The 16,687-nt window shown below is 61.0% G+C and carries 17 protein-coding genes; 9 read left to right on the forward strand and 8 right to left on the reverse strand.

Features of this window, described 5'->3' with window-relative positions:
- Window positions 1–303 precede the first annotated feature (303 nt).
- A complete protein-coding gene (locus AC4CWF_RS17855; protein ID WP_491282968.1) occupies window positions 304–513 on the reverse strand; it encodes a cold-shock protein in 210 nt (69 codons plus the stop codon).
- Window positions 514–1,014: 501 nt separating this feature from the next.
- Between AC4CWF_RS17855 and AC4CWF_RS17860 the strand changes: the two genes are divergently transcribed.
- On the forward strand, window positions 1,015–1,506 hold the full coding sequence (locus AC4CWF_RS17860) for a YbaK/EbsC family protein (RefSeq protein ID WP_491282969.1): 492 nt from the start codon (window positions 1,015–1,017) through the stop codon (window positions 1,504–1,506).
- A 120-nt stretch (window positions 1,507–1,626) separates the two neighbouring features.
- Here the strand turns inward: AC4CWF_RS17860 and AC4CWF_RS17865 are convergent, their stop codons facing one another.
- Both AC4CWF_RS17865 and AC4CWF_RS17870 read right to left on the reverse strand, forming a co-directional pair.
- Window positions 1,627–1,977: a hypothetical protein gene (locus tag AC4CWF_RS17865; protein ID WP_491282970.1), complete on the reverse strand. Its 351-nt coding sequence runs from the start codon at window positions 1,975–1,977 to the stop codon at window positions 1,627–1,629.
- A 202-nt stretch (window positions 1,978–2,179) separates the two neighbouring features.
- Window positions 2,180–2,392: a hypothetical protein gene (locus AC4CWF_RS17870; RefSeq protein ID WP_491282971.1), complete on the reverse strand. Its 213-nt coding sequence runs from the start codon at window positions 2,390–2,392 to the stop codon at window positions 2,180–2,182.
- Window positions 2,393–2,923: 531 nt separating this feature from the next.
- Here AC4CWF_RS17870 and AC4CWF_RS17875 point away from each other — a divergent pair.
- From AC4CWF_RS17875 to dnaJ, 3 genes are all read left to right on the forward strand, one after another.
- Complete coding sequence (locus AC4CWF_RS17875) at window positions 2,924–5,260, forward strand: transglycosylase domain-containing protein (RefSeq protein ID WP_491282972.1); 2,337 nt, start codon at window positions 2,924–2,926, stop codon at window positions 5,258–5,260.
- 196 nt (window positions 5,261–5,456) lie between these two features.
- Window positions 5,457–7,361, forward strand: coding sequence for a molecular chaperone DnaK (dnaK, locus tag AC4CWF_RS17880; protein ID WP_491282973.1), 1,905 nt, complete (start codon window positions 5,457–5,459; stop codon window positions 7,359–7,361).
- An 81-nt stretch (window positions 7,362–7,442) separates the two neighbouring features.
- A complete protein-coding gene (gene dnaJ / locus AC4CWF_RS17885) occupies window positions 7,443–8,573 on the forward strand; it encodes a molecular chaperone DnaJ (protein ID WP_491282974.1) in 1,131 nt (376 codons plus the stop codon).
- Window positions 8,574–8,800: 227 nt separating this feature from the next.
- Here the strand turns inward: dnaJ and AC4CWF_RS17890 are convergent, their stop codons facing one another.
- Both AC4CWF_RS17890 and AC4CWF_RS17895 read right to left on the reverse strand, forming a co-directional pair.
- Window positions 8,801–9,037 (reverse strand): SlyX family protein, encoded by a 237-nt coding sequence (locus AC4CWF_RS17890; protein WP_491282975.1) that lies wholly within the window; start codon window positions 9,035–9,037, stop codon window positions 8,801–8,803.
- A 91-nt stretch (window positions 9,038–9,128) separates the two neighbouring features.
- The gene (locus AC4CWF_RS17895; RefSeq protein WP_491282976.1) at window positions 9,129–9,410 is read right to left on the reverse strand and encodes a hypothetical protein; all 282 of its coding nucleotides are present in this window, start codon (window positions 9,408–9,410) and stop codon (window positions 9,129–9,131) included.
- Between the two features lie 195 nt (window positions 9,411–9,605).
- Here AC4CWF_RS17895 and recF point away from each other — a divergent pair, with 195 nt between their 5' ends.
- The 3 genes from recF to AC4CWF_RS17910 are packed head-to-tail and all read left to right on the forward strand — an operon-like array spanning window position 9,606 to window position 12,010.
- Window positions 9,606–10,724, forward strand: coding sequence for a DNA replication/repair protein RecF (gene recF, locus AC4CWF_RS17900; protein WP_491282977.1), 1,119 nt, complete (start codon window positions 9,606–9,608; stop codon window positions 10,722–10,724).
- Between the two features lie 36 nt (window positions 10,725–10,760).
- Entirely contained in the window at window positions 10,761–11,519 is a 759-nt protein-coding gene (locus tag AC4CWF_RS17905; protein ID WP_491282978.1) for a molybdopterin-synthase adenylyltransferase MoeB, read from the forward strand.
- A gap of 5 nt (window positions 11,520–11,524) precedes the next feature.
- Window positions 11,525–12,010, forward strand: a complete 486-nt coding sequence (locus AC4CWF_RS17910) for a GNAT family N-acetyltransferase (protein ID WP_491282979.1) — start codon at window positions 11,525–11,527, stop codon at window positions 12,008–12,010.
- A gap of 6 nt (window positions 12,011–12,016) precedes the next feature.
- Here AC4CWF_RS17910 and AC4CWF_RS17915 read toward each other — a convergent pair whose 3' ends face one another.
- Both AC4CWF_RS17915 and AC4CWF_RS17920 read right to left on the reverse strand, forming a co-directional pair.
- On the reverse strand, window positions 12,017–12,517 hold the full coding sequence (locus AC4CWF_RS17915; protein WP_491282980.1) for a DUF3833 family protein: 501 nt from the start codon (window positions 12,515–12,517) through the stop codon (window positions 12,017–12,019).
- 151 nt (window positions 12,518–12,668) lie between these two features.
- Window positions 12,669–13,673 carry a 2-hydroxyacid dehydrogenase gene (locus AC4CWF_RS17920; protein WP_491282981.1) on the reverse strand — a complete coding sequence of 335 codons (1,005 nt, stop codon included), beginning with the start codon at window positions 13,671–13,673 and terminating at the stop codon, window positions 12,669–12,671.
- Between the two features lie 221 nt (window positions 13,674–13,894).
- Between AC4CWF_RS17920 and AC4CWF_RS17925 the strand changes: the two genes are divergently transcribed.
- Window positions 13,895–14,401, forward strand: a complete 507-nt coding sequence (locus AC4CWF_RS17925; RefSeq protein WP_491285484.1) for an SH3 domain-containing protein — start codon at window positions 13,895–13,897, stop codon at window positions 14,399–14,401.
- A gap of 12 nt (window positions 14,402–14,413) precedes the next feature.
- Here the strand turns inward: AC4CWF_RS17925 and AC4CWF_RS17930 are convergent, their stop codons facing one another.
- Window positions 14,414–15,406: an adenosine kinase gene (locus tag AC4CWF_RS17930; protein WP_491282982.1), complete on the reverse strand. Its 993-nt coding sequence runs from the start codon at window positions 15,404–15,406 to the stop codon at window positions 14,414–14,416.
- Between the two features lie 313 nt (window positions 15,407–15,719).
- Here AC4CWF_RS17930 and AC4CWF_RS17935 point away from each other — a divergent pair, with 313 nt between their 5' ends.
- Window positions 15,720–16,667 (forward strand): AEC family transporter, encoded by a 948-nt coding sequence (locus AC4CWF_RS17935; RefSeq protein WP_491282983.1) that lies wholly within the window; start codon window positions 15,720–15,722, stop codon window positions 16,665–16,667.
- Window positions 16,668–16,687 lie beyond the last annotated feature (20 nt).

Below are 16,687 nucleotides of genomic sequence, written 5' to 3' on the forward strand. Positions count from 1 at the left end.
AAGGCCGGGACAAGCCCGACCTTTCATTCCCGTCTCAATCCCTGCCAGTACATCCGTGGTCAAACACGAAACGGGTTTGGCATTTCGATAGCGTCGGCTCTTCGCCGCCGCCTGTGCCTTCATCATCTGTCACGAAGGTTAATATCCAGTTAAGATATTCACACTTCCTGATAAACGGCGCGATCATCATCGACCGCAGGCACAATCGTCATGCCGCTTGATGCTGAAATGGGAATGGCGCCCCGCGATTGCAAGGGCGCCATTCAATGTGTGTCTGATTTTAACGTCAGAAGCCTTTAAAGATCAGGCTGCGCGCAGGTTGTCTGCGGACATACGGCCCGAACGCTTGTCGGAAACCAGGTCGTAGGAAACCTTCTGGCCGTCGTTGAGGCTGGAAAGACCAGCGCGCTCAACAGCAGAGATGTGTACGAACACGTCCTGTGCGCCGTCATCCGGCTGGATGAAACCAAAACCCTTGGTGGCGTTGAACCATTTTACAGTACCGGTAGCCATTACGATTCCTTTCGTTCGCAACGTTGACTCTGTTCCTCGCCGCGGGCGGCGGGGAACGCGGATTTCGTATTTGAAGAAAGGTCGTCGTCAGCGCTTTTGGCGCTGTAGTGCCACTTGTCAAACAAATATCGATGCGCTGAGGTACCCCCGGAAGGGGTCTCCTGTCAAGGCTGAGATGACAGTGCCACTCAATGCAACCTGGCGGACAAGCCGAGCGATTGCAAAAGAAGCTTTTTCAAAACAATGATTTGGGAGCTTAAAATGAAAGAAGCCCGGCGCGGGAGGAGGTGCACCGGGCTTCTGAAACTGACCAGCAACCGGGAGGAGGAGGTGTTGCCAGTCCCATCGTTCGGCGCTGGGAGGAGGAGTGCGCCGTGCGATGATTTAAATATACATTCGGCTCGCTCAAAAAACAGTCAGTTTTTCGCAGCGCAGCAATGCAAGAATTGCATATCTCTCAGACGTCTTGCTCTGACGCGAGCGCTTGGCTAGGCTGACGACATGAGCCTTTCATCCGTCAAAACCTTTTTCGCCACCCACGCCCCGGATATTTCCGTGATCGAGACCGCGGCAAGTTCGGCCACGGTGACCTTGGCTGCCGAAGCTCATGGCGTCGATCCCGACCAGATCGCCAAGACCATCTGCCTGCGCGCCGGTGACCGGGTCATCCTTGTTGTCGCATCGGGGACAAGCCGGCTCGACAATCGAAAATTCCGCGACCGGTTTGCGGCAAAACCGCGTATGCTCGGCGCCGAAGAGGTGGTGGAACAGACCAGCCACCCCATCGGCGGCGTTTGTCCCTTCGGTCTGCCCCATCCGCTTGCCATCTATCTGGACGTGTCGTTGAAACGGTATGCGCAGGTGGTGCCGGCGGCCGGCGCGATCAATGCAGCTGTCCGGATTTCGCCCGACCGCATGGCAGAGCTTGTTTCTGGCGAATGGGTGGACGTCTGTCAGGCCCCGGCGACTGAGACAGAAAACGCGACAGCCTGAGGCTTCCGTCGGCCAAAAAAATACCCTGCAAGCTGCCGTTACGCCTTGAACAGCGAACGGCGCTTGCGGGCATGCCTTGAGCCTGCGGCGGACGATCGAGGCCCGCCCAGCCGCCAGCTGTCAGGAATAATAGCGACGATACCAGGCCTGCTTCTGCTCGAAGGAGGTCGAGGCGACGAGATAACCGATGGCAAAGCCGATGCCGCCGACAAGGGTCATCAGCGTCGTGGCGGTTGCCGGATGCTGGCGAATGGCGCCTGCGACCGAGCTTGCCTCATCCTGCACATAGGCGGCGGCGGTTCCGGCGCTGCGGGCAACATTGTCATAGGCCTCGCCGCTGTATTCCGTCAGCTTTTCGCGGATGCTGGCGATTTCGGCGCGCAGGGCCGAAATCTCTGAGCGCACGGCAGCACTTGCGTCGTCGCCGGCTCTCTGCTGGTTGAAGCCCATGCCTGTCTCGGAATTTTCCATGCGGATCTCCTTGCTGGCGGCCCGTCAGTCAGGCCGATGATGTTCAGGAGCCGGGTCAACTTGCGAGGGGCCGATAGGTTCCAGCCGTTTTCGCGCAGCGGGAAACAAACGCCGGGACGGATGGAAACTGGGGGTGGTGACGGATTTTCAGCGGTTCCGGTAGTCGATGCGCCCGGTCAACGCATCTGGTCGGCGCGCGCGGTCAACGTGACTGGGCGAGCGCCTCGGCCAGCGAAGCCAGTGCTTCCTTCTCGCTCATCCCCTTTTGCAGGGAATTGACGAGGATCAGGGCCAGCGCCTCGCCGTCCGGGCTTGCCTTGCTGATCTGATGCTGCGCACACGCCGCATCGAACACCTGCTGAAGCAAGCTCAGCTGGTCCGGATGGACTGGACGTCTAACAACCGGTGCGCGCATCAAAACCTCCTGTTATGGCAGCCTGCCTGCCGCCGCGCCTCTATTTCGTATCGATTCCTTGAGTGTGGCCACCAATGACGCAGGTAAACGCCCCTCAGACGGTTGCCTCCCAGAAATCCGGCTCCTCACATCGCCGGAACTCCAAAGGTCCTGCCGGTCAACTCTCCATTATACACGCCGGCGAATGTCCGTTTTGACAAGTTGTATGTCACTCTTCCAAAATGGCAACTCTCATTATTGGTAGGTAACTTAGTATATCTTCATCTTGGCATCTTTTGGACCATATGGCACTGCACCGCGTATTGTTTATCTGCACAACATGGCGGGGATGCGGCCTTGCGAAAGAGGCGGGCGCAGCCCCTTAACCTCCCCTTAAATCGCCGCATTTAAGGTGCAGCGAACGTCTGGATACCGGCTACCCTTGCCGGGGCAGCCGCCATGATCCACTCTCCGCCTTCAAAGGAGACCGAGTTGCCCTGACGTGAAGGGCCGGGATCGTACGCAAAGAGACGGGGAGCACAGCCGCAGTTCATGGCATCGTGGAAAAAATCGCGCCACCGCGTCGATCCTTCGTTTGACGAAGACGAGGTCGAGGATGACGTGCACATCGATGCCGACGACCGGATCATAGGCCATGGAACGCGCAAGACCGCGCGGAAATCCGCCCGCGCCGCAGCAGCAAAGCCGGAACGAGGCAATGGCAGCGGGCGCCGGGAGCCACAGGGCCGCGGCTTTTTCGGCACCATTCGCGCCTTCATCTACTGGTGCATCGTCATCGGCATCTGGGGTGCGATCGGGGTCGGCGGGCTGGTGGTTTATTATGCAGCCCAGATGCCGAGTGCCGGCTCGTGGTCCATTCCAGACCGTCCGCCCAACGTCAAGATCACAGCACTCGATGGCACGCTGATTGCCAACCGCGGTGTGACCGGCGGCGAGGCGCTGGCGCTTGAGGAAATGTCGCCCTTCATTCCGCAAGCGGTGATGGCGATCGAGGACCGGCGCTTTTATTCGCATTTCGGCGTCGACCCGCTGGGGCTTGCGCGCGCCTTCGTCAACAACATGACCGGCCAGAGCATCCAGGGCGGCTCTACGCTGACCCAGCAGCTGGCCAAGAACCTGTTCCTCTCGCCCGACCGCACGTTTGAGCGCAAGATCCAGGAAGTGATGCTGGCCTTCTGGCTGGAGCACAAGTTCACCAAGGACCAGATCCTTGCGATGTATCTCAACCGCATGTTTTTCGGCTCCAATGCCTATGGCGTGGAAGCGGCCTCGCGGCGATATTTCAACAAGTCGGCGCGCGATGTGAACCTGGGAGAGGCAGCGCTTCTGGCCGGCCTCCTCAAGGCGCCGACGCGGCTTTCGCCGGCGCGGGACCCGCAGGCCGCCGAGGCGCGGGCGCAAGTGGTGCTCGGCGCCATGCGCGAAGAGGGTTATATCACCGAGGAAGAAGCAAAAACGGCCATGTCGCAGCCGCCGACCAAGGCCCGCAGCTACTGGTCCGGTGCCGAGCATTATGCCGCCGATACCGTGATGGACGAGGTAAAATCGCTGATCGGCGAGGTGAAGACCGATATCACGGTGGAAACCACACTCGATATGCGTCTGGAAAAGGATGCCGAAAAGGCGCTGGACGACATCCTGACGAGCGAGGGTGGCAAGCTTAACGCCTCGCAGGCAGCACTGGTTTCGGTGGATGCGACCGGGGCCGTTCGGGCGCTGGTCGGCGGGCGGGATTACGCCGCAAGCCAGTTCAACCGCGCTGTGCGGGCCAAGCGCCAGCCGGGTTCGGCCTTCAAGCCCTTCGTTTATGCCGCAGCGCTGGAAGCAGGCTTCACCCCCGATACGGTAATGACCGACGGGCCGGTCAAGATCGGCAACTGGACGCCGGAAAACTACGACCAGAAATATCGCGGCAATGTGACGCTCGCAACGGCGCTTGCCAATTCGCTGAACACGATTGCTGCCCAGCTCGTCATGCAGGTGGGGCCGGACAAGGTGATCAGCATGGCGCATCGGCTGGGCATCGAATCGGAACTTCAGCCGAATGCCTCGATTGCGCTTGGCACGTCGGAAGTCTCGCTGATGGAGCTGACGTCTGCCTATGCGCCCTTCATGAACGGCGGCTTCAAGGCAACGCCGCACACGGTGACCCGCATTCTCGATCCCGATGGAAAAGTGCTTTATGAAGCCGATTTTTCCAATCCGCCCAAGGTGTTGAACGACGGCGTGGTGGCCACCATGAATGGCATGCTGAACCGCGTGATGGTGGAAGGCACCGGCAAGGCGGCCCGTCTGTCCAACTGGGAAGCCGCCGGAAAATCCGGAACGACGCAATCGTTTCGCGACGCCCTGTTCGTCGGTTATACCAGCACGCTCACGACAGGTGTCTGGTTCGGCAATGACGATGGCTCCTCGATGAAGAAGGTGACCGGCGGCGGGCTTCCCGCAAAAGCCTGGAAAAGCTACATGACGGCAGCACTGAAAGGCTACCGCCCCACCCCGCTTTATGGCGTCGGCATACAGCCGGCCCTGCCCCAGGCGCCGGATTCCGGTTCGATGTCGATCGGCGACATTATTTCGGGCGTTCTTCCCGGCCATCGCAGTGAAGAGGCCTACCCGCCGGCACCGACGGCACCGGCCGCGCAAAACCGCCCCTTGCCACCATCAAATCGCCGCGACGGGCAAGGTCAGGCTGGCCCCTCCGACCAGCCGGTGCGCGACTACCGCGAATACCGCGGCCCCTATGATCAACCGGTACCGCCGGGAGATGTGGGCGAAGGGATGGTGCCACCTGCAGACGTCGGCGGCGGTCGCTACGAGCCAGCGCCGCGCCAGACGACGCTTTTCGACCTCATCATGGGGCAGTGACCCGTGTTTGCTCCCGGCGCAAAAGGCTTGCTTTTTGCTGATCGGCACGCTCTTTCCCGCCTTGCAGTCAGAAAAACCGGTCCTTATATACGCCGCATGACAGCAGCCCACTGCTGAAAAATTATCCCAGTCGAGGAACTGTCTGCGGAATGCCTTTGAGGGGGTTCCGACAGTTCGCTTAAAGGAGAGAGAAAAAATGGCAAAAGTAATTGGCATCGACCTTGGCACAACCAATTCCTGCGTGGCCGTCATGGACGGCAAGGACGCAAAGGTGATCGAGAACGCCGAAGGCGCGCGCACGACGCCTTCCATGGTTGCTTTCTCGGACGATGGCGAACGTCTGGTCGGCCAGCCGGCCAAGCGCCAGGCTGTGACCAACCCGACCAACACGCTGTTTGCAGTCAAGCGCCTCATCGGCCGCCGCTACGAAGATCCGACCGTCGAAAAGGACAAGGGCCTGGTTCCCTTCGAAATTTCGCGCGGCGACAATGGTGATGCCTGGGTCACGGCAAACGGCAAGGGTTATTCCCCCTCGCAGATCTCTGCGATGATCCTTCAGAAGATGAAGGAAACGGCGGAAGCCTATCTCGGCGAAAAGGTCGAAAAGGCCGTCATTACCGTTCCCGCCTACTTCAACGACGCCCAGCGCCAGGCCACCAAGGATGCCGGCCGCATTGCAGGCCTTGAAGTGCTGCGCATCATCAACGAGCCGACGGCGGCTGCCCTTGCCTATGGCCTCGACAAGACCGAAGGCAAGACCATTGCCGTCTACGACCTGGGTGGCGGCACCTTCGACATCTCCGTTCTGGAAATCGGCGACGGCGTCTTCGAAGTGAAGTCCACGAACGGCGACACCTTCCTCGGCGGCGAAGATTTTGACATGCGCCTCGTCGAATATCTGGCGGGCGAGTTCAAGAAGGATCAGGGCATCGACCTGAAGGGCGACAAGCTTGCCCTGCAGCGCCTGAAGGAAGCTGCCGAAAAGGCAAAGATCGAGCTGTCCTCGTCGCAGCAGACCGAAATTAACCTGCCCTTCATCACGGCAGATGCGTCCGGCCCGAAGCACCTGACGATGAAGCTGACGCGCGCCAAGTTCGAAAGCCTGGTCGACGATCTCGTCCAGCGCACGATCGCACCGTGCAAGGCAGCGCTGAAGGATGCGGGCGTAACGCCGGCTGAAATCGATGAAGTCGTGCTCGTCGGCGGTATGAGCCGCATGCCGAAGGTTCAGGAAGTCGTCAAGCAGCTGTTCGGCAAGGAACCCCACAAGGGTGTCAACCCGGATGAAGTGGTCGCACTCGGTGCCGCCATCCAGGCCGGCGTTCTCCAGGGCGACGTCAAGGACGTGCTGCTGCTCGACGTGACCCCGCTGTCGCTCGGCATCGAAACGCTCGGTGGCGTATTCACCCGTCTGATCGACCGCAACACGACGATCCCGACGAAGAAGAGCCAGACCTTCTCGACCGCTGACGACAATCAGCAGGCCGTGACCATCCGCGTCTCCCAGGGTGAGCGCGAAATGGCCGCAGACAACAAGCTGCTCGGCCAGTTCGACCTCGTTGGCCTTCCGCCGGCACCGCGCGGCATGCCGCAGATCGAAGTCACCTTCGACATCGACGCCAACGGCATCGTGCAGGTTTCGGCCAAGGACAAGGGCACCGGCAAGGAACAGCAGATCCGCATCCAGGCCTCCGGTGGTCTTTCCGACGCCGACATCGAGAAGATGGTGAAGGACGCCGAAGCCAACGCCGAGACCGACAAGAAGCGTCGTGCCGTGGTGGAAGCCAAGAACCAGGCCGAAAGCCTCGTTCATTCGACTGAGAAGTCGCTGCATGAATACGGTGACAAGGTTTCCGAGGCGGACCGCAAGGCCATCGAGGATGCCATCGCTGCCCTGAAGGCTTCGACCGAAGTGTCCGAGCCGGATGCAGAAGACATCACTGCCAAGACGCAGACGCTGATGGAAACCTCTATGAAGCTCGGCCAGGCGATCTACGAAGCCCAGCAGCAGGCGGAAGCCGGTGCTGAAGGTGGCAAAAACGAAGACGGCGTCGTTGATGCCGACTACGAGGAAATCAAGGACGACAAGAAGTCGGCCTGAGGTTCGCCCTGTAACCCTGTAATCGCGTAGATATCCGGCTGCCCCAGTGCAGCCGGACCCCTTTCGGGAGCCGTTACCTCCATGGCAAAAGCTGACTTTTACGAAACGCTGGGTGTCGGCCGCACCGCTGACGAGAAGGAGCTGAAAAGCGCCTTCCGCAAGCTTGCGATGAAATATCATCCCGACAAGAACCCCGGCGACGCTGAATCCGAGAAGAAGTTCAAGGAACTCAACGAAGCCTACGAGACCCTGAAGGACCCGCAGAAGCGGGCAGCCTACGACCGGTTCGGCCATGCGGCCTTCGAACAGGGCGGCATGGGTGGCGGTGGTGGCGGCGGCTTTGCCGGCGGTGGCGGTTTCTCCGACATCTTCGAAGACATTTTTGGCGAAATGATGGGTGGCGGACGTGCGCGCCGTTCCTCCGGTGGACGCGAACGCGGCGCCGACCTTCGCTACAACATGGAAATTTCGCTTGAAGAGGCCTATTCCGGCAAGACCGCGCAGATCCGCGTGCCGACAGCCGTGACCTGCGACGTCTGCTCCGGTTCCGGCGCCAAGCCCGGCACGCAGCCAAAAACCTGCGGCACCTGCCAGGGTTCCGGCCGCGTGCGCGCAAGCCAGGGCTTCTTCTCGGTCGAGCGCACCTGTCCGACCTGCCACGGGCGTGGCCAGATCATTCCGGACCCTTGCGTCAAGTGCAACGGCCAGGGCCGCATCACAGAAGAACGGGCGCTTTCGGTCAACATCCCCTCGGGCATCGAGGACGGCACACGCATTCGCCTGCAGGGCGAAGGCGAAGCGGGCGCACGCGGTGGCCCGGCGGGCGATCTCTACATCTTCCTGTCGGTCAAGCCGCATGAGTTTTTCCAACGCGACGGAGCAGACCTTTATTGCGCCGTGCCGATTTCCATGACCACGGCAGCGCTTGGCGGCACGTTCGACGTCACCACGCTCGACGGCACGAAATCGCGCGTCTCGGTGCCGGAAGGCACCCAGCCGGGCAAGCAGTTCCGCCTGAAGGGCAAGGGCATGCCGGTTCTGCGCTCGTCGCAGACGGGGGATCTCTATATCCAGATCCAGATCGAAACCCCGCAAAAGCTGACAAAACGCCAGCGCGAACTGCTGCAGGAATTCGAGGAAATCTCGTCCAAGGAAAACAACCCGGAATCATCAGGCTTCTTCGCCCGCATGAAGGAATTTTTTGAGGGGTGAGCTGCGGTCGGCGCAGCCGACAAATCGCTCCAGTGGAGCGATTTGAGCAGCGAACGCCCTGAGCCTAAAGCGAAGGGCCGGGACACGCCAGCGCCGATCCGCAGCCCCTCCTCAACCCATCAATCCAAACGCCGCCGCGTCACACCGGCGGCGTTTCGTCGTCGGCGTCACTCCGCCTCAAAAGTCGCCGTCCTTCAAAAACACGGCTTCCTCCAGCGGCGTTTTTCTCAATAATGCGGCGGCTTGGTAATCGCTGGCGCATCCAGCGAGCTTTCCTCGAGCGACAGGAATCGCTCCGTCAACCGGTCCAGCTTGGCGCGGGTCTGCTCCAGCACCTTCCATTGATCGGCCAGCTGCTCGGATAGCTCGTCGATGGTCTTCGTCTGATAGGCGACGATTTCCTCGAGCTTGAAGAGCCGCTCGTTTTCGGGTGGGACGTTTTCAGTCGGGATGATATCGGACATGGTGCCTCCTCTACTGCAGGTGCGGTGGAATGGAAAGCGTCGTTCCGGTCTTCAAGAGGCTGTCAGACCTGCCTCTTGGCCTTGTAGGGCATCAGCATGACAGCCGATGCAGTGACGGCGCCGCTGAAGGTAAAGCCATCGGCACCGACAGAATGAAAATCACCATAAGCGGCGTCTGCGAGCGGGCAACCCGCGTGCCGAGCCCACCAAGATCGAACCAGAGCAGGCAGAGCGCAACGCCAAGCCCCACCAGGAAGCCGAAAGACGCATTGATGGCGAGGAACCGCAGCATGCTGACATGGTCTGCCCGCGCCTCCTCAGCCGACATCGGTGATTGGCTGCTCTCGGGTTGATGAATGCGCTCGCTGCTCATGGCCCGCTCTCCCCACGGACTGGTGAATTTCAGCCAATCCTAACATGATTTGCCGCAATCGGTTCCATATTTTCGTGCGGTGAGGCGCATGCGGAAAGTGACCTGTTTAAGACGGCGGAGCTGCAAAAATCCGGCGCAAGCTTGCCTTCGTCAGGCTGAAGGATTAGCTCCTAGTCACGATCAATGCAAAACATCATGGCGCAGAAAACCTCCCTTTCGACACTGAAGCTTTCCGACTTCCGCAATTATGCGGCGGCCTCGCTGTCGTTCGACGCGCGCCACGTGGTGCTGACGGGCGATAACGGTTCGGGCAAGACCAACCTTCTGGAAGCCATCTCCTTCCTGTCACCCGGCCGGGGCCTTCGCCGTGCTGTACTGTCGGAGGTGACGCGGGTCGGCGCAAGCGGCGGTTTTTCCGTGTTTGCCGATGTGGATGGACGCGAGGGCGAAGTTGCCATCGGCACCGGCATCGATGGCGGCGAGGAGGCTGTCAGCCGGCGTCTGCGGCTGAACGGCACGCCGGTCAAATCCGTCGAGGAACTGACCGACCATCTGAACGTACTGTGGCTGACACCGTCGATGGACGGGCTGTTTACCGGTGGCTCCTCAGATCGAAGGCGTTTTCTCGATCGTCTTGTGCTCTCGCTCGATCCCGCCCATGGCAGACGGGCTGCCGATTACGAGCGCGCCATGCGCAGCCGCAACAGGCTCTTGTCGGAAGGGCGCTTCGATCCGGCGTGGCTGACCGGCATCGAGGTGCAGATGGCCGAGCTTGGCATGGCGATGGCGGCCGCGCGCTCGGAAATGCTGGATCTTTTGTCCGCCCTCATTGCCCGCGCCGCCTCGCCTTTTCCAACGCCGAGCCTCACGCTCTGCGGTTTCAACGATGAGGCTGCGGGGCGTCCGTTTGCCGAGCTGGAAGAGGAATACCTCGCGACCCTTCGCGATGGCCGCTACCGTGATGCGGCCGCGGGGCGCACGCTCATTGGCCCGCACCGCGCCGATCTTCTGGTGCGCCACCGCGAAAAGGATATGGATGCCGGGCGTTGCTCCACCGGGGAGCAGAAGGCGCTGCTGGTTGGCCTCGTGCTGGCCCATGCGCGGCTGACGGCCGACATGACCGGCCATGCGCCGGTGCTGCTGCTGGACGAAATTGCCGCCCATCTGGACGAGGGTCGCCGCGCCGCCCTCTTTGACCTCGTCGATGATCTTGGTGGCCAATCCTTCATGACCGGCACCGACCGCGCGATGTTTTCAGCCCTTGGCGCACGGGCACAATTTTTGACCGTCGCGCAAGGGGCCGTCCATGCCTGATGTCGCAAACGCCTTGGCCATGTTAGGTTGCCCCCCATGGATGCACTGACCCCTGATGAAATCGAACGTTACAAACGCCATATCCTGCTGCCGGAAGTGGGTGGCGAGGGCCAGCGCAAGCTGAAGGCGGCCCGCGTGCTGGTGATCGGTGCCGGCGGCCTTGGCGCACCGGTGCTGCATTATCTGGCGGCTGCCGGTGTCGGCACGCTCGGCATTGTCGATGATGACCGGGTGTCGCTCTCCAACCTGCAAAGGCAGGTCATCCACGACAGCGGCACGCTCGGCGACATGAAGACGCAAAGTGCGGCCGACGCCATTGCGCGGCTCAACCCGCATGTGCGCACAATCCGCTTCGAAGAGCGGTTTGGGCCGGAATTTGCAGCCATGCATCTGGCGCGGTTTCATCTTGTCATCGATGGGTCCGACAATTTCGACACCCGTTATGCGGCAGCCGACGCCACGCAGGCTGCGAAAATTCCACTCGTCACCGGCGCCGTCGGCCGTTTTGATGGCACGCTGACGGTGCTGAAACCCTATGAGACCGATGCGGAGGGCCGGCAGAACCCCGGTTATCGCGACCTCTTCCCGGAAGCACCACCCGAAGGCCTGGTGCCCGCCTGCGCCGAAGCCGGCGTCATCGGCGCACTCACCGGCGTCATCGGCACGCTGATGGCGATGGAAGCGATCAAGCTGATTGCCGGCATCGGCGAACCGCTGGTCGGCCGCCTACTGATCTACGATGCCCTTGCCGCCAGTTTCAACACCATCCGTTACAAACGCCGCACAAAGACCTGAAGCCAATGATTACAATCGATCCCATCCGCCCGGACTTTGCCGATTGGCAGGGCCTGCTCGCGCTTATCATGGGCTCTTTCGCCTATATGGATGGTGTCATCGATCCGCCCTCGTCTGCCCATCGGTTGACGCCGGAGACGCTGGCGCAAAAGGCCCGTGACGAAATTGCCTTTGTCGCACACGACGGCGAGACGCTTGTCGGCTGCATGTTCCTGAAGCCGGAGCCGCCCGCTTGCCTTTATGTCGGAAAACTTGCCATCTCGCCGCAAGCGCAGGGGCGCGGCATCGGGAGAAAGCTGCTTCAGGTGGCGCAGGCGGAGGCTGCCCGCCTTAACCTTCCGGCGCTCCGGCTCGAGACCCGCATCGAACTGGTCGGCAATCACGCGACTTTTTCAGCCTGGGGTTTTGAAAAGACCGCTGAAAAAGCCCATCCCGGCTTTCAGCGGCCTACCTTCATCGAGATGCGCAAGAGGCTTGTCCCCGCGGCCTGATCAGCCTTACCGGCTGAAGACCACGCGGGTTTTGGCGACCGGAAACAGGTATTTCGTCACCCAGGCGGTATTCACCACCCGCCCGTCGGCTTCAAGCACCATCGTATCATGGAAGCGCACCGTATTCGGTTTGGCCGCAGTGCCGAGATTGACGAGATAGGTGAAGCGGGCGGTTTTTCCGTCGATCACCACGTCGGTCGTTCCGATCACATCCTCGCGGGTGCCGGTATAACGGCCCTCGGCCGTCTTGGTGAAACGCCAGGTCTTGGTGTCTTTTTCGCCGTCGGAAAACACGAAATCTTCCCGCAGCACCAGCGTCTTGCCGTTCCAGCGCCCGGTGAGATCGACGTTAAAGTCGCGCTTCACCCCGTTGATGGCGCTGAACGAGCCCGTCGCGGTTGTCTTGCCTGCAAAATATCGTTCGAACACCAGGTCGGTTGCCTGTGCCGTCCCCGTCAGTGTCAGCATCGAAAGCCCCATCGTGAGCGAGAGCAAAGCCTTTTTCATGACTGCCTCCTTTCATCTCTGATGAGGGTTTACGGCGCGTGTTCCCGGCTGGATCGATGGAGCCCCCAAGAAATACGGTCAAGTTTTCGCGAGGCCCGCAGATCAAACGCTAACTGTGGCGATTTTTACCGTGGGGACGCAGAATGGATATTCAGAGACGGCTTGGCAGAACGCGGTTTGGCGGGCGATGACCGTCGAAGAAGGTGCGGATATTGATGATCACCTTGTCGCCCATGTCGATGCGACCTTCGATCGTTGCCGAGCCCATATGCGGCAGAAGCACCGCCTTGCCTTCATGCGCAAGCTTCAAGAGCTTCGGATTGACCAGCGGCTCGTTGGAGAACACGTCGAGGCCGGCACCCGCAATCTTTCCCTCGCGCAGCAGCTGGATCAGCGCTGCCTCGTCGATAATGTCGCCGCGCGCTGTGTTGACGATGATGCTCGACGGCTGCATCAGCGCCAGCCGCCGGGCCGACAGCAAATGGAAGGTGGCAGGCGTCGAGGGGCAGTTGACTGAGACGATATCAACGCGGGCCAGCATCTGGTCGAGACTGTCCCAGTAGGTCGCCTCCAGCTCCTCCTCGGTTGTCGGGTTGACGCGCGAGCGGTTGTGATAATGGATCGACAGGCCAAAGGCCTTGGCGCGGCGGGCAACGGCCGTGCCGATCCGCCCCATGCCGACAATGCCGATGCGCTTGCCGCCGATGCGCCGGCCAAGCATCCAGGTGGGCGACCAGCCGGGCCAGCTTCCCGGCGATTCGGTCAGAACCCGCGAGCCCTCGATCAACCGGCGCAGCACCGCAAAGATCAGCACCATGGTCATGTCGGCGGTGTCTTCCGTCAGCACGTTCGGCGTGTTGGTGACGGTGATGCCTTTTTTCGCCGCCGCATCCACATCGATATGATCGACGCCGTTGGAAAAGCTGGCGATCAGCTTCAGCTGCGGCCCGGCCGCCTCGATCATCGCCGAATCGATACGATCCGTCACGGTGGGCACCAGCACGTCCGCTGTTTTCATCGCCTGCATCAGCTGTTCGGGCGTGCGCACGATGTCATCGATGTTCAACTGCGCATCGAACAATTCGCGCATGCGCGTCTCTACCGCATCCGGCAGCTTGCGGGTGATGTAAACCTTGGGCTTTTTCCTGGCGGTCATGGGCGTCCTGCAAGAAGCTCGTTCAGAAGTCGTTAACCAAGATAGGCGACATTCGACGGATCAGGCGTTTTCTACCAGACCCACCGGCGAAGACAAATAAAACCTCACTGAGGACCGGCAGCCGATTCGCCCGACCGCCTTGGGTCTGCCAGCGCCTGAAGACCACACAGAGAAGAAACATGAACCGCTCCATCCGTATCGCCTGTTTTGCAGTCCTGTCCATGGTGGCCGCGGCCGGCTCTCCTCCGTGGACGGCACCGGCCTTTGCCCAGGGTGCCTCGAAAGGCGCAAGCGGCCTTCCCCTGCCCCGTTTCGTCAGCCTGAAGTCGCGCCGCGTCAACATCCGCATCGGCCCCAGCACCGATTACGCGGTGTCCTGGATGTACATGAAAGAGGGGCTGCCGATGGAAATCATCCAGGAATACGAAAACTGGCGCCGCGTGCGCGATGCCGATGGCACGGAAGGCTGGGTCAATCAGGCGCTGCTGTCGGGCGAACGCAGCGCGATCGCCGCGCCCTGGATGCGCAGCAAGGGCCAGGATGTGTTCGTCAACATGCGCCGCGAGCCGCAAAGCTCCGCCCAGGTTCTGGCAAAGCTCGAACCCGGCGTCATCATGCGCCTGAAACAGTGTAACGGCACCTGGTGCCAGGCCATTGCCGGTTCCATGGAAGGCTGGGTCTCGCAGGCCGAGATCTGGGGCGCCTATCCTGAAGAGGCCTTCAAGTAGACCCCACGCGGTCTAAAGAAGGCCAGCCTCTTGCCCGGCTTCCTTCAGCGACACCATCGGCCGTGGCCCGAAATGCTGGATGACGATACCGGCGGCAAGGCACCCCAACTTGCCACACACATCGAGCGGGCGGCCCGCCGTGTAACCGGCAAGGAATCCGGCGGCAAAGAGGTCGCCAGCGCCGGTCGTATCCAGCACCTTGTCAATCTTCAGCGCCTCGATCTTGAAGCGCTCGGTGCCGCGCACGACGATGGCACCCTCTTCGCTCAGCGTCACGCAGGCAAGTTTGCAATCGGCGGCGATGTTTTTCAGCGCCAGTTCCAGATCATCGGTCTCGTAGAGCGACAGCGCCTCATGCCGGTTGGCAAAAACGATATCGACGGTGCCGGAGCGCATCAGGTCAAGAAATTCGTCGCGGTAACGGCCGACGCAGAACGGGTCGGACAGCGTCATCGACACTTCCCGGCCGTTTTCGTGGGCAATGCGGGCGCATTCGCGGATGGCTTCCTTGGCCCGCGGCGGGTCCCAGAGATAACCCTCGAAATACGTCACCTTCGACTGGGCCACCACTTCCGGCTCGACATGTTCGGGACCGAGATCGACGCAGGCGCCGAGAAAAGTGTTCATCGAACGCTCGCCATCGGGCGTCACAAAAATCATCGAGCGGGCGGTCGGCGGAAACGTGCCGTCGGGCTTCGTCTCGTAATGCACGCCCTGGGCACGAATATCATGGGCAAAGATCTTGCCCAGTTCGTCTTCCGCCACCTTGCCGAAATAGGCCGCGCGCGCACCGAAACTGGCCACGCCTGCCGCCGTGTTGCCGGCGCTGCCGCCGGAGGCTTCATGGGCCGGGCCCATCAGCGAATAGAGAAGTTCCGCCCGTTCCGCATCGATGAGGTTCATCGCGGCCTTGATGATGCCGTTCTCCTCGAGAAACTGGTCATCGCACCGCGAAATGATATCCACGATGGCATTGCCGATGGTCAGAACGTCGAACTTGCTCATGAAGCCTTCAATCTCCGCGGTTGGCGTCAGTCTCCTCATATAGCTTTCAGAGTTGAAGAAAAGGAAAAAACCGCCTGAGAACGTGGCGAGCGCCGTCATCCTCCCGTCACGAAACCCCGCTATATCCGTAGTCATCGAATTGCTTCCCGGACCACGGATGAACTGGCAGGGAGCGATATCGAGACCCGGTTTCGGGTGACAAGCGGGCTTGATGCCCGCTTTCTTTTTTTGGGCGATGCGGCAGACGCGAGGGTTTGTCCCACGGGTGCGAATGGGCTAAACGAGGTATCTCCTCTTTGAAAGCCCTCCCCCCGTGTCAGCTGTCTTCATCAATGTCGCGCCCGTTTTCCTGTTGATCCTCATCGGTTTTCTGGTGGCACGCATCGGTCTGATGCGCGAAGAAACCGGCGATGCGCTGGCCGAATTCGTCTTCAAGATCGCGCTGCCGACGCTCATTTTCCGCACGCTGGCGGAGGCGCATTTCGAGGGTGCTTCGCCATTTCGCCTGTGGATCGCCTATTTCGGCGGTGTCGCCGTCACCTGGACGGTCGGGCACCTGGTGGCAAAACACCTGTTCAAGCGTGACGAAAAGATCGGCGTGATCGCCGGCATGTCGTCGGCCTTTGCCAACAATGTCTTCATCGGCCTGCCGCTCGTCGGCCGTTCTGTCGGTGATGACGGGCTTGTCGCCATCTCGATCCTGCTTGCCATCCATCTGCCGCTGATGATGGTGGCGGGAACGATCCTGATGGAACATGCCAGTGCCAAGGTGGATGGCGGCGGGCGGCGCAGCATCGCCACGGTCGTGAAACAGGTGGGCGCCAATCTGGTACGCAATCCGCTGGTGATTGCGCTGACGCTGGGCATTGCCTTTAATCTCTCCGGCCTCGGTGCTTTGCCGGTCGTGCTGAAGAGCGTGGTGGATCAGATTGCCGCCGTCACGGCCGCCTCGGCGCTGATCTCGCTTGGCATGACGCTGAAGAAATACCCGGTGCGCGGCAACCTCTCGCTTGCCGCCATGATGGCAGTTCTGAAGCTGTTGCTGCTGCCGGCGGCTGTCTTTGGCTTTGCCCATCTGCTCGGCCTGTCAAAACCCTGGACGGCGGCGATGGTGCTCACCTCGTCGGTGCCGACAGGCATCAATGCCTGGATCATCGCCACCCGTTTCCGCTCCGGCCAGAGCCTTGCCGCCTCGGTGATCAGCATCACCACCATCTTTGGCGTTGTCTCCGTCAGCTTCTGGGCCTGGCTGCTCAGCTGAACCCCTGACGCGAAAAGGCC

The organism is Neorhizobium sp. PAMB6630 (genome assembly GCF_058242775.1).

Coding starts and splice junctions, on each gene's coding strand:
- AC4CWF_RS17855 (WP_491282968.1), bottom strand. CDS start 513: ATGGCTACCGGTACTGTAAAATGGTTCAACGCCACCAAGGGTTTTGGT.
- AC4CWF_RS17860 (WP_491282969.1), top strand. CDS start 1,015: ATGAGCCTTTCATCCGTCAAAACCTTTTTCGCCACCCACGCCCCGGAT.
- AC4CWF_RS17865 (WP_491282970.1), bottom strand. CDS start 1,977: ATGGAAAATTCCGAGACAGGCATGGGCTTCAACCAGCAGAGAGCCGGC.
- AC4CWF_RS17870 (WP_491282971.1), bottom strand. CDS start 2,392: ATGCGCGCACCGGTTGTTAGACGTCCAGTCCATCCGGACCAGCTGAGC.
- AC4CWF_RS17875 (WP_491282972.1), top strand. CDS start 2,924: ATGGCATCGTGGAAAAAATCGCGCCACCGCGTCGATCCTTCGTTTGAC.
- dnaK (WP_491282973.1), top strand. CDS start 5,457: ATGGCAAAAGTAATTGGCATCGACCTTGGCACAACCAATTCCTGCGTG.
- dnaJ (WP_491282974.1), top strand. CDS start 7,443: ATGGCAAAAGCTGACTTTTACGAAACGCTGGGTGTCGGCCGCACCGCT.
- AC4CWF_RS17890 (WP_491282975.1), bottom strand. CDS start 9,037: ATGTCCGATATCATCCCGACTGAAAACGTCCCACCCGAAAACGAGCGG.
- AC4CWF_RS17895 (WP_491282976.1), bottom strand. CDS start 9,410: ATGAGCAGCGAGCGCATTCATCAACCCGAGAGCAGCCAATCACCGATG.
- recF (WP_491282977.1), top strand. CDS start 9,606: ATGGCGCAGAAAACCTCCCTTTCGACACTGAAGCTTTCCGACTTCCGC.
- AC4CWF_RS17905 (WP_491282978.1), top strand. CDS start 10,761: ATGGATGCACTGACCCCTGATGAAATCGAACGTTACAAACGCCATATC.
- AC4CWF_RS17910 (WP_491282979.1), top strand. CDS start 11,525: ATGATTACAATCGATCCCATCCGCCCGGACTTTGCCGATTGGCAGGGC.
- AC4CWF_RS17915 (WP_491282980.1), bottom strand. CDS start 12,517: ATGAAAAAGGCTTTGCTCTCGCTCACGATGGGGCTTTCGATGCTGACA.
- AC4CWF_RS17920 (WP_491282981.1), bottom strand. CDS start 13,673: ATGACCGCCAGGAAAAAGCCCAAGGTTTACATCACCCGCAAGCTGCCG.
- AC4CWF_RS17925 (WP_491285484.1), top strand. CDS start 13,895: ATGGTGGCCGCGGCCGGCTCTCCTCCGTGGACGGCACCGGCCTTTGCC.
- AC4CWF_RS17930 (WP_491282982.1), bottom strand. CDS start 15,406: ATGAGCAAGTTCGACGTTCTGACCATCGGCAATGCCATCGTGGATATC.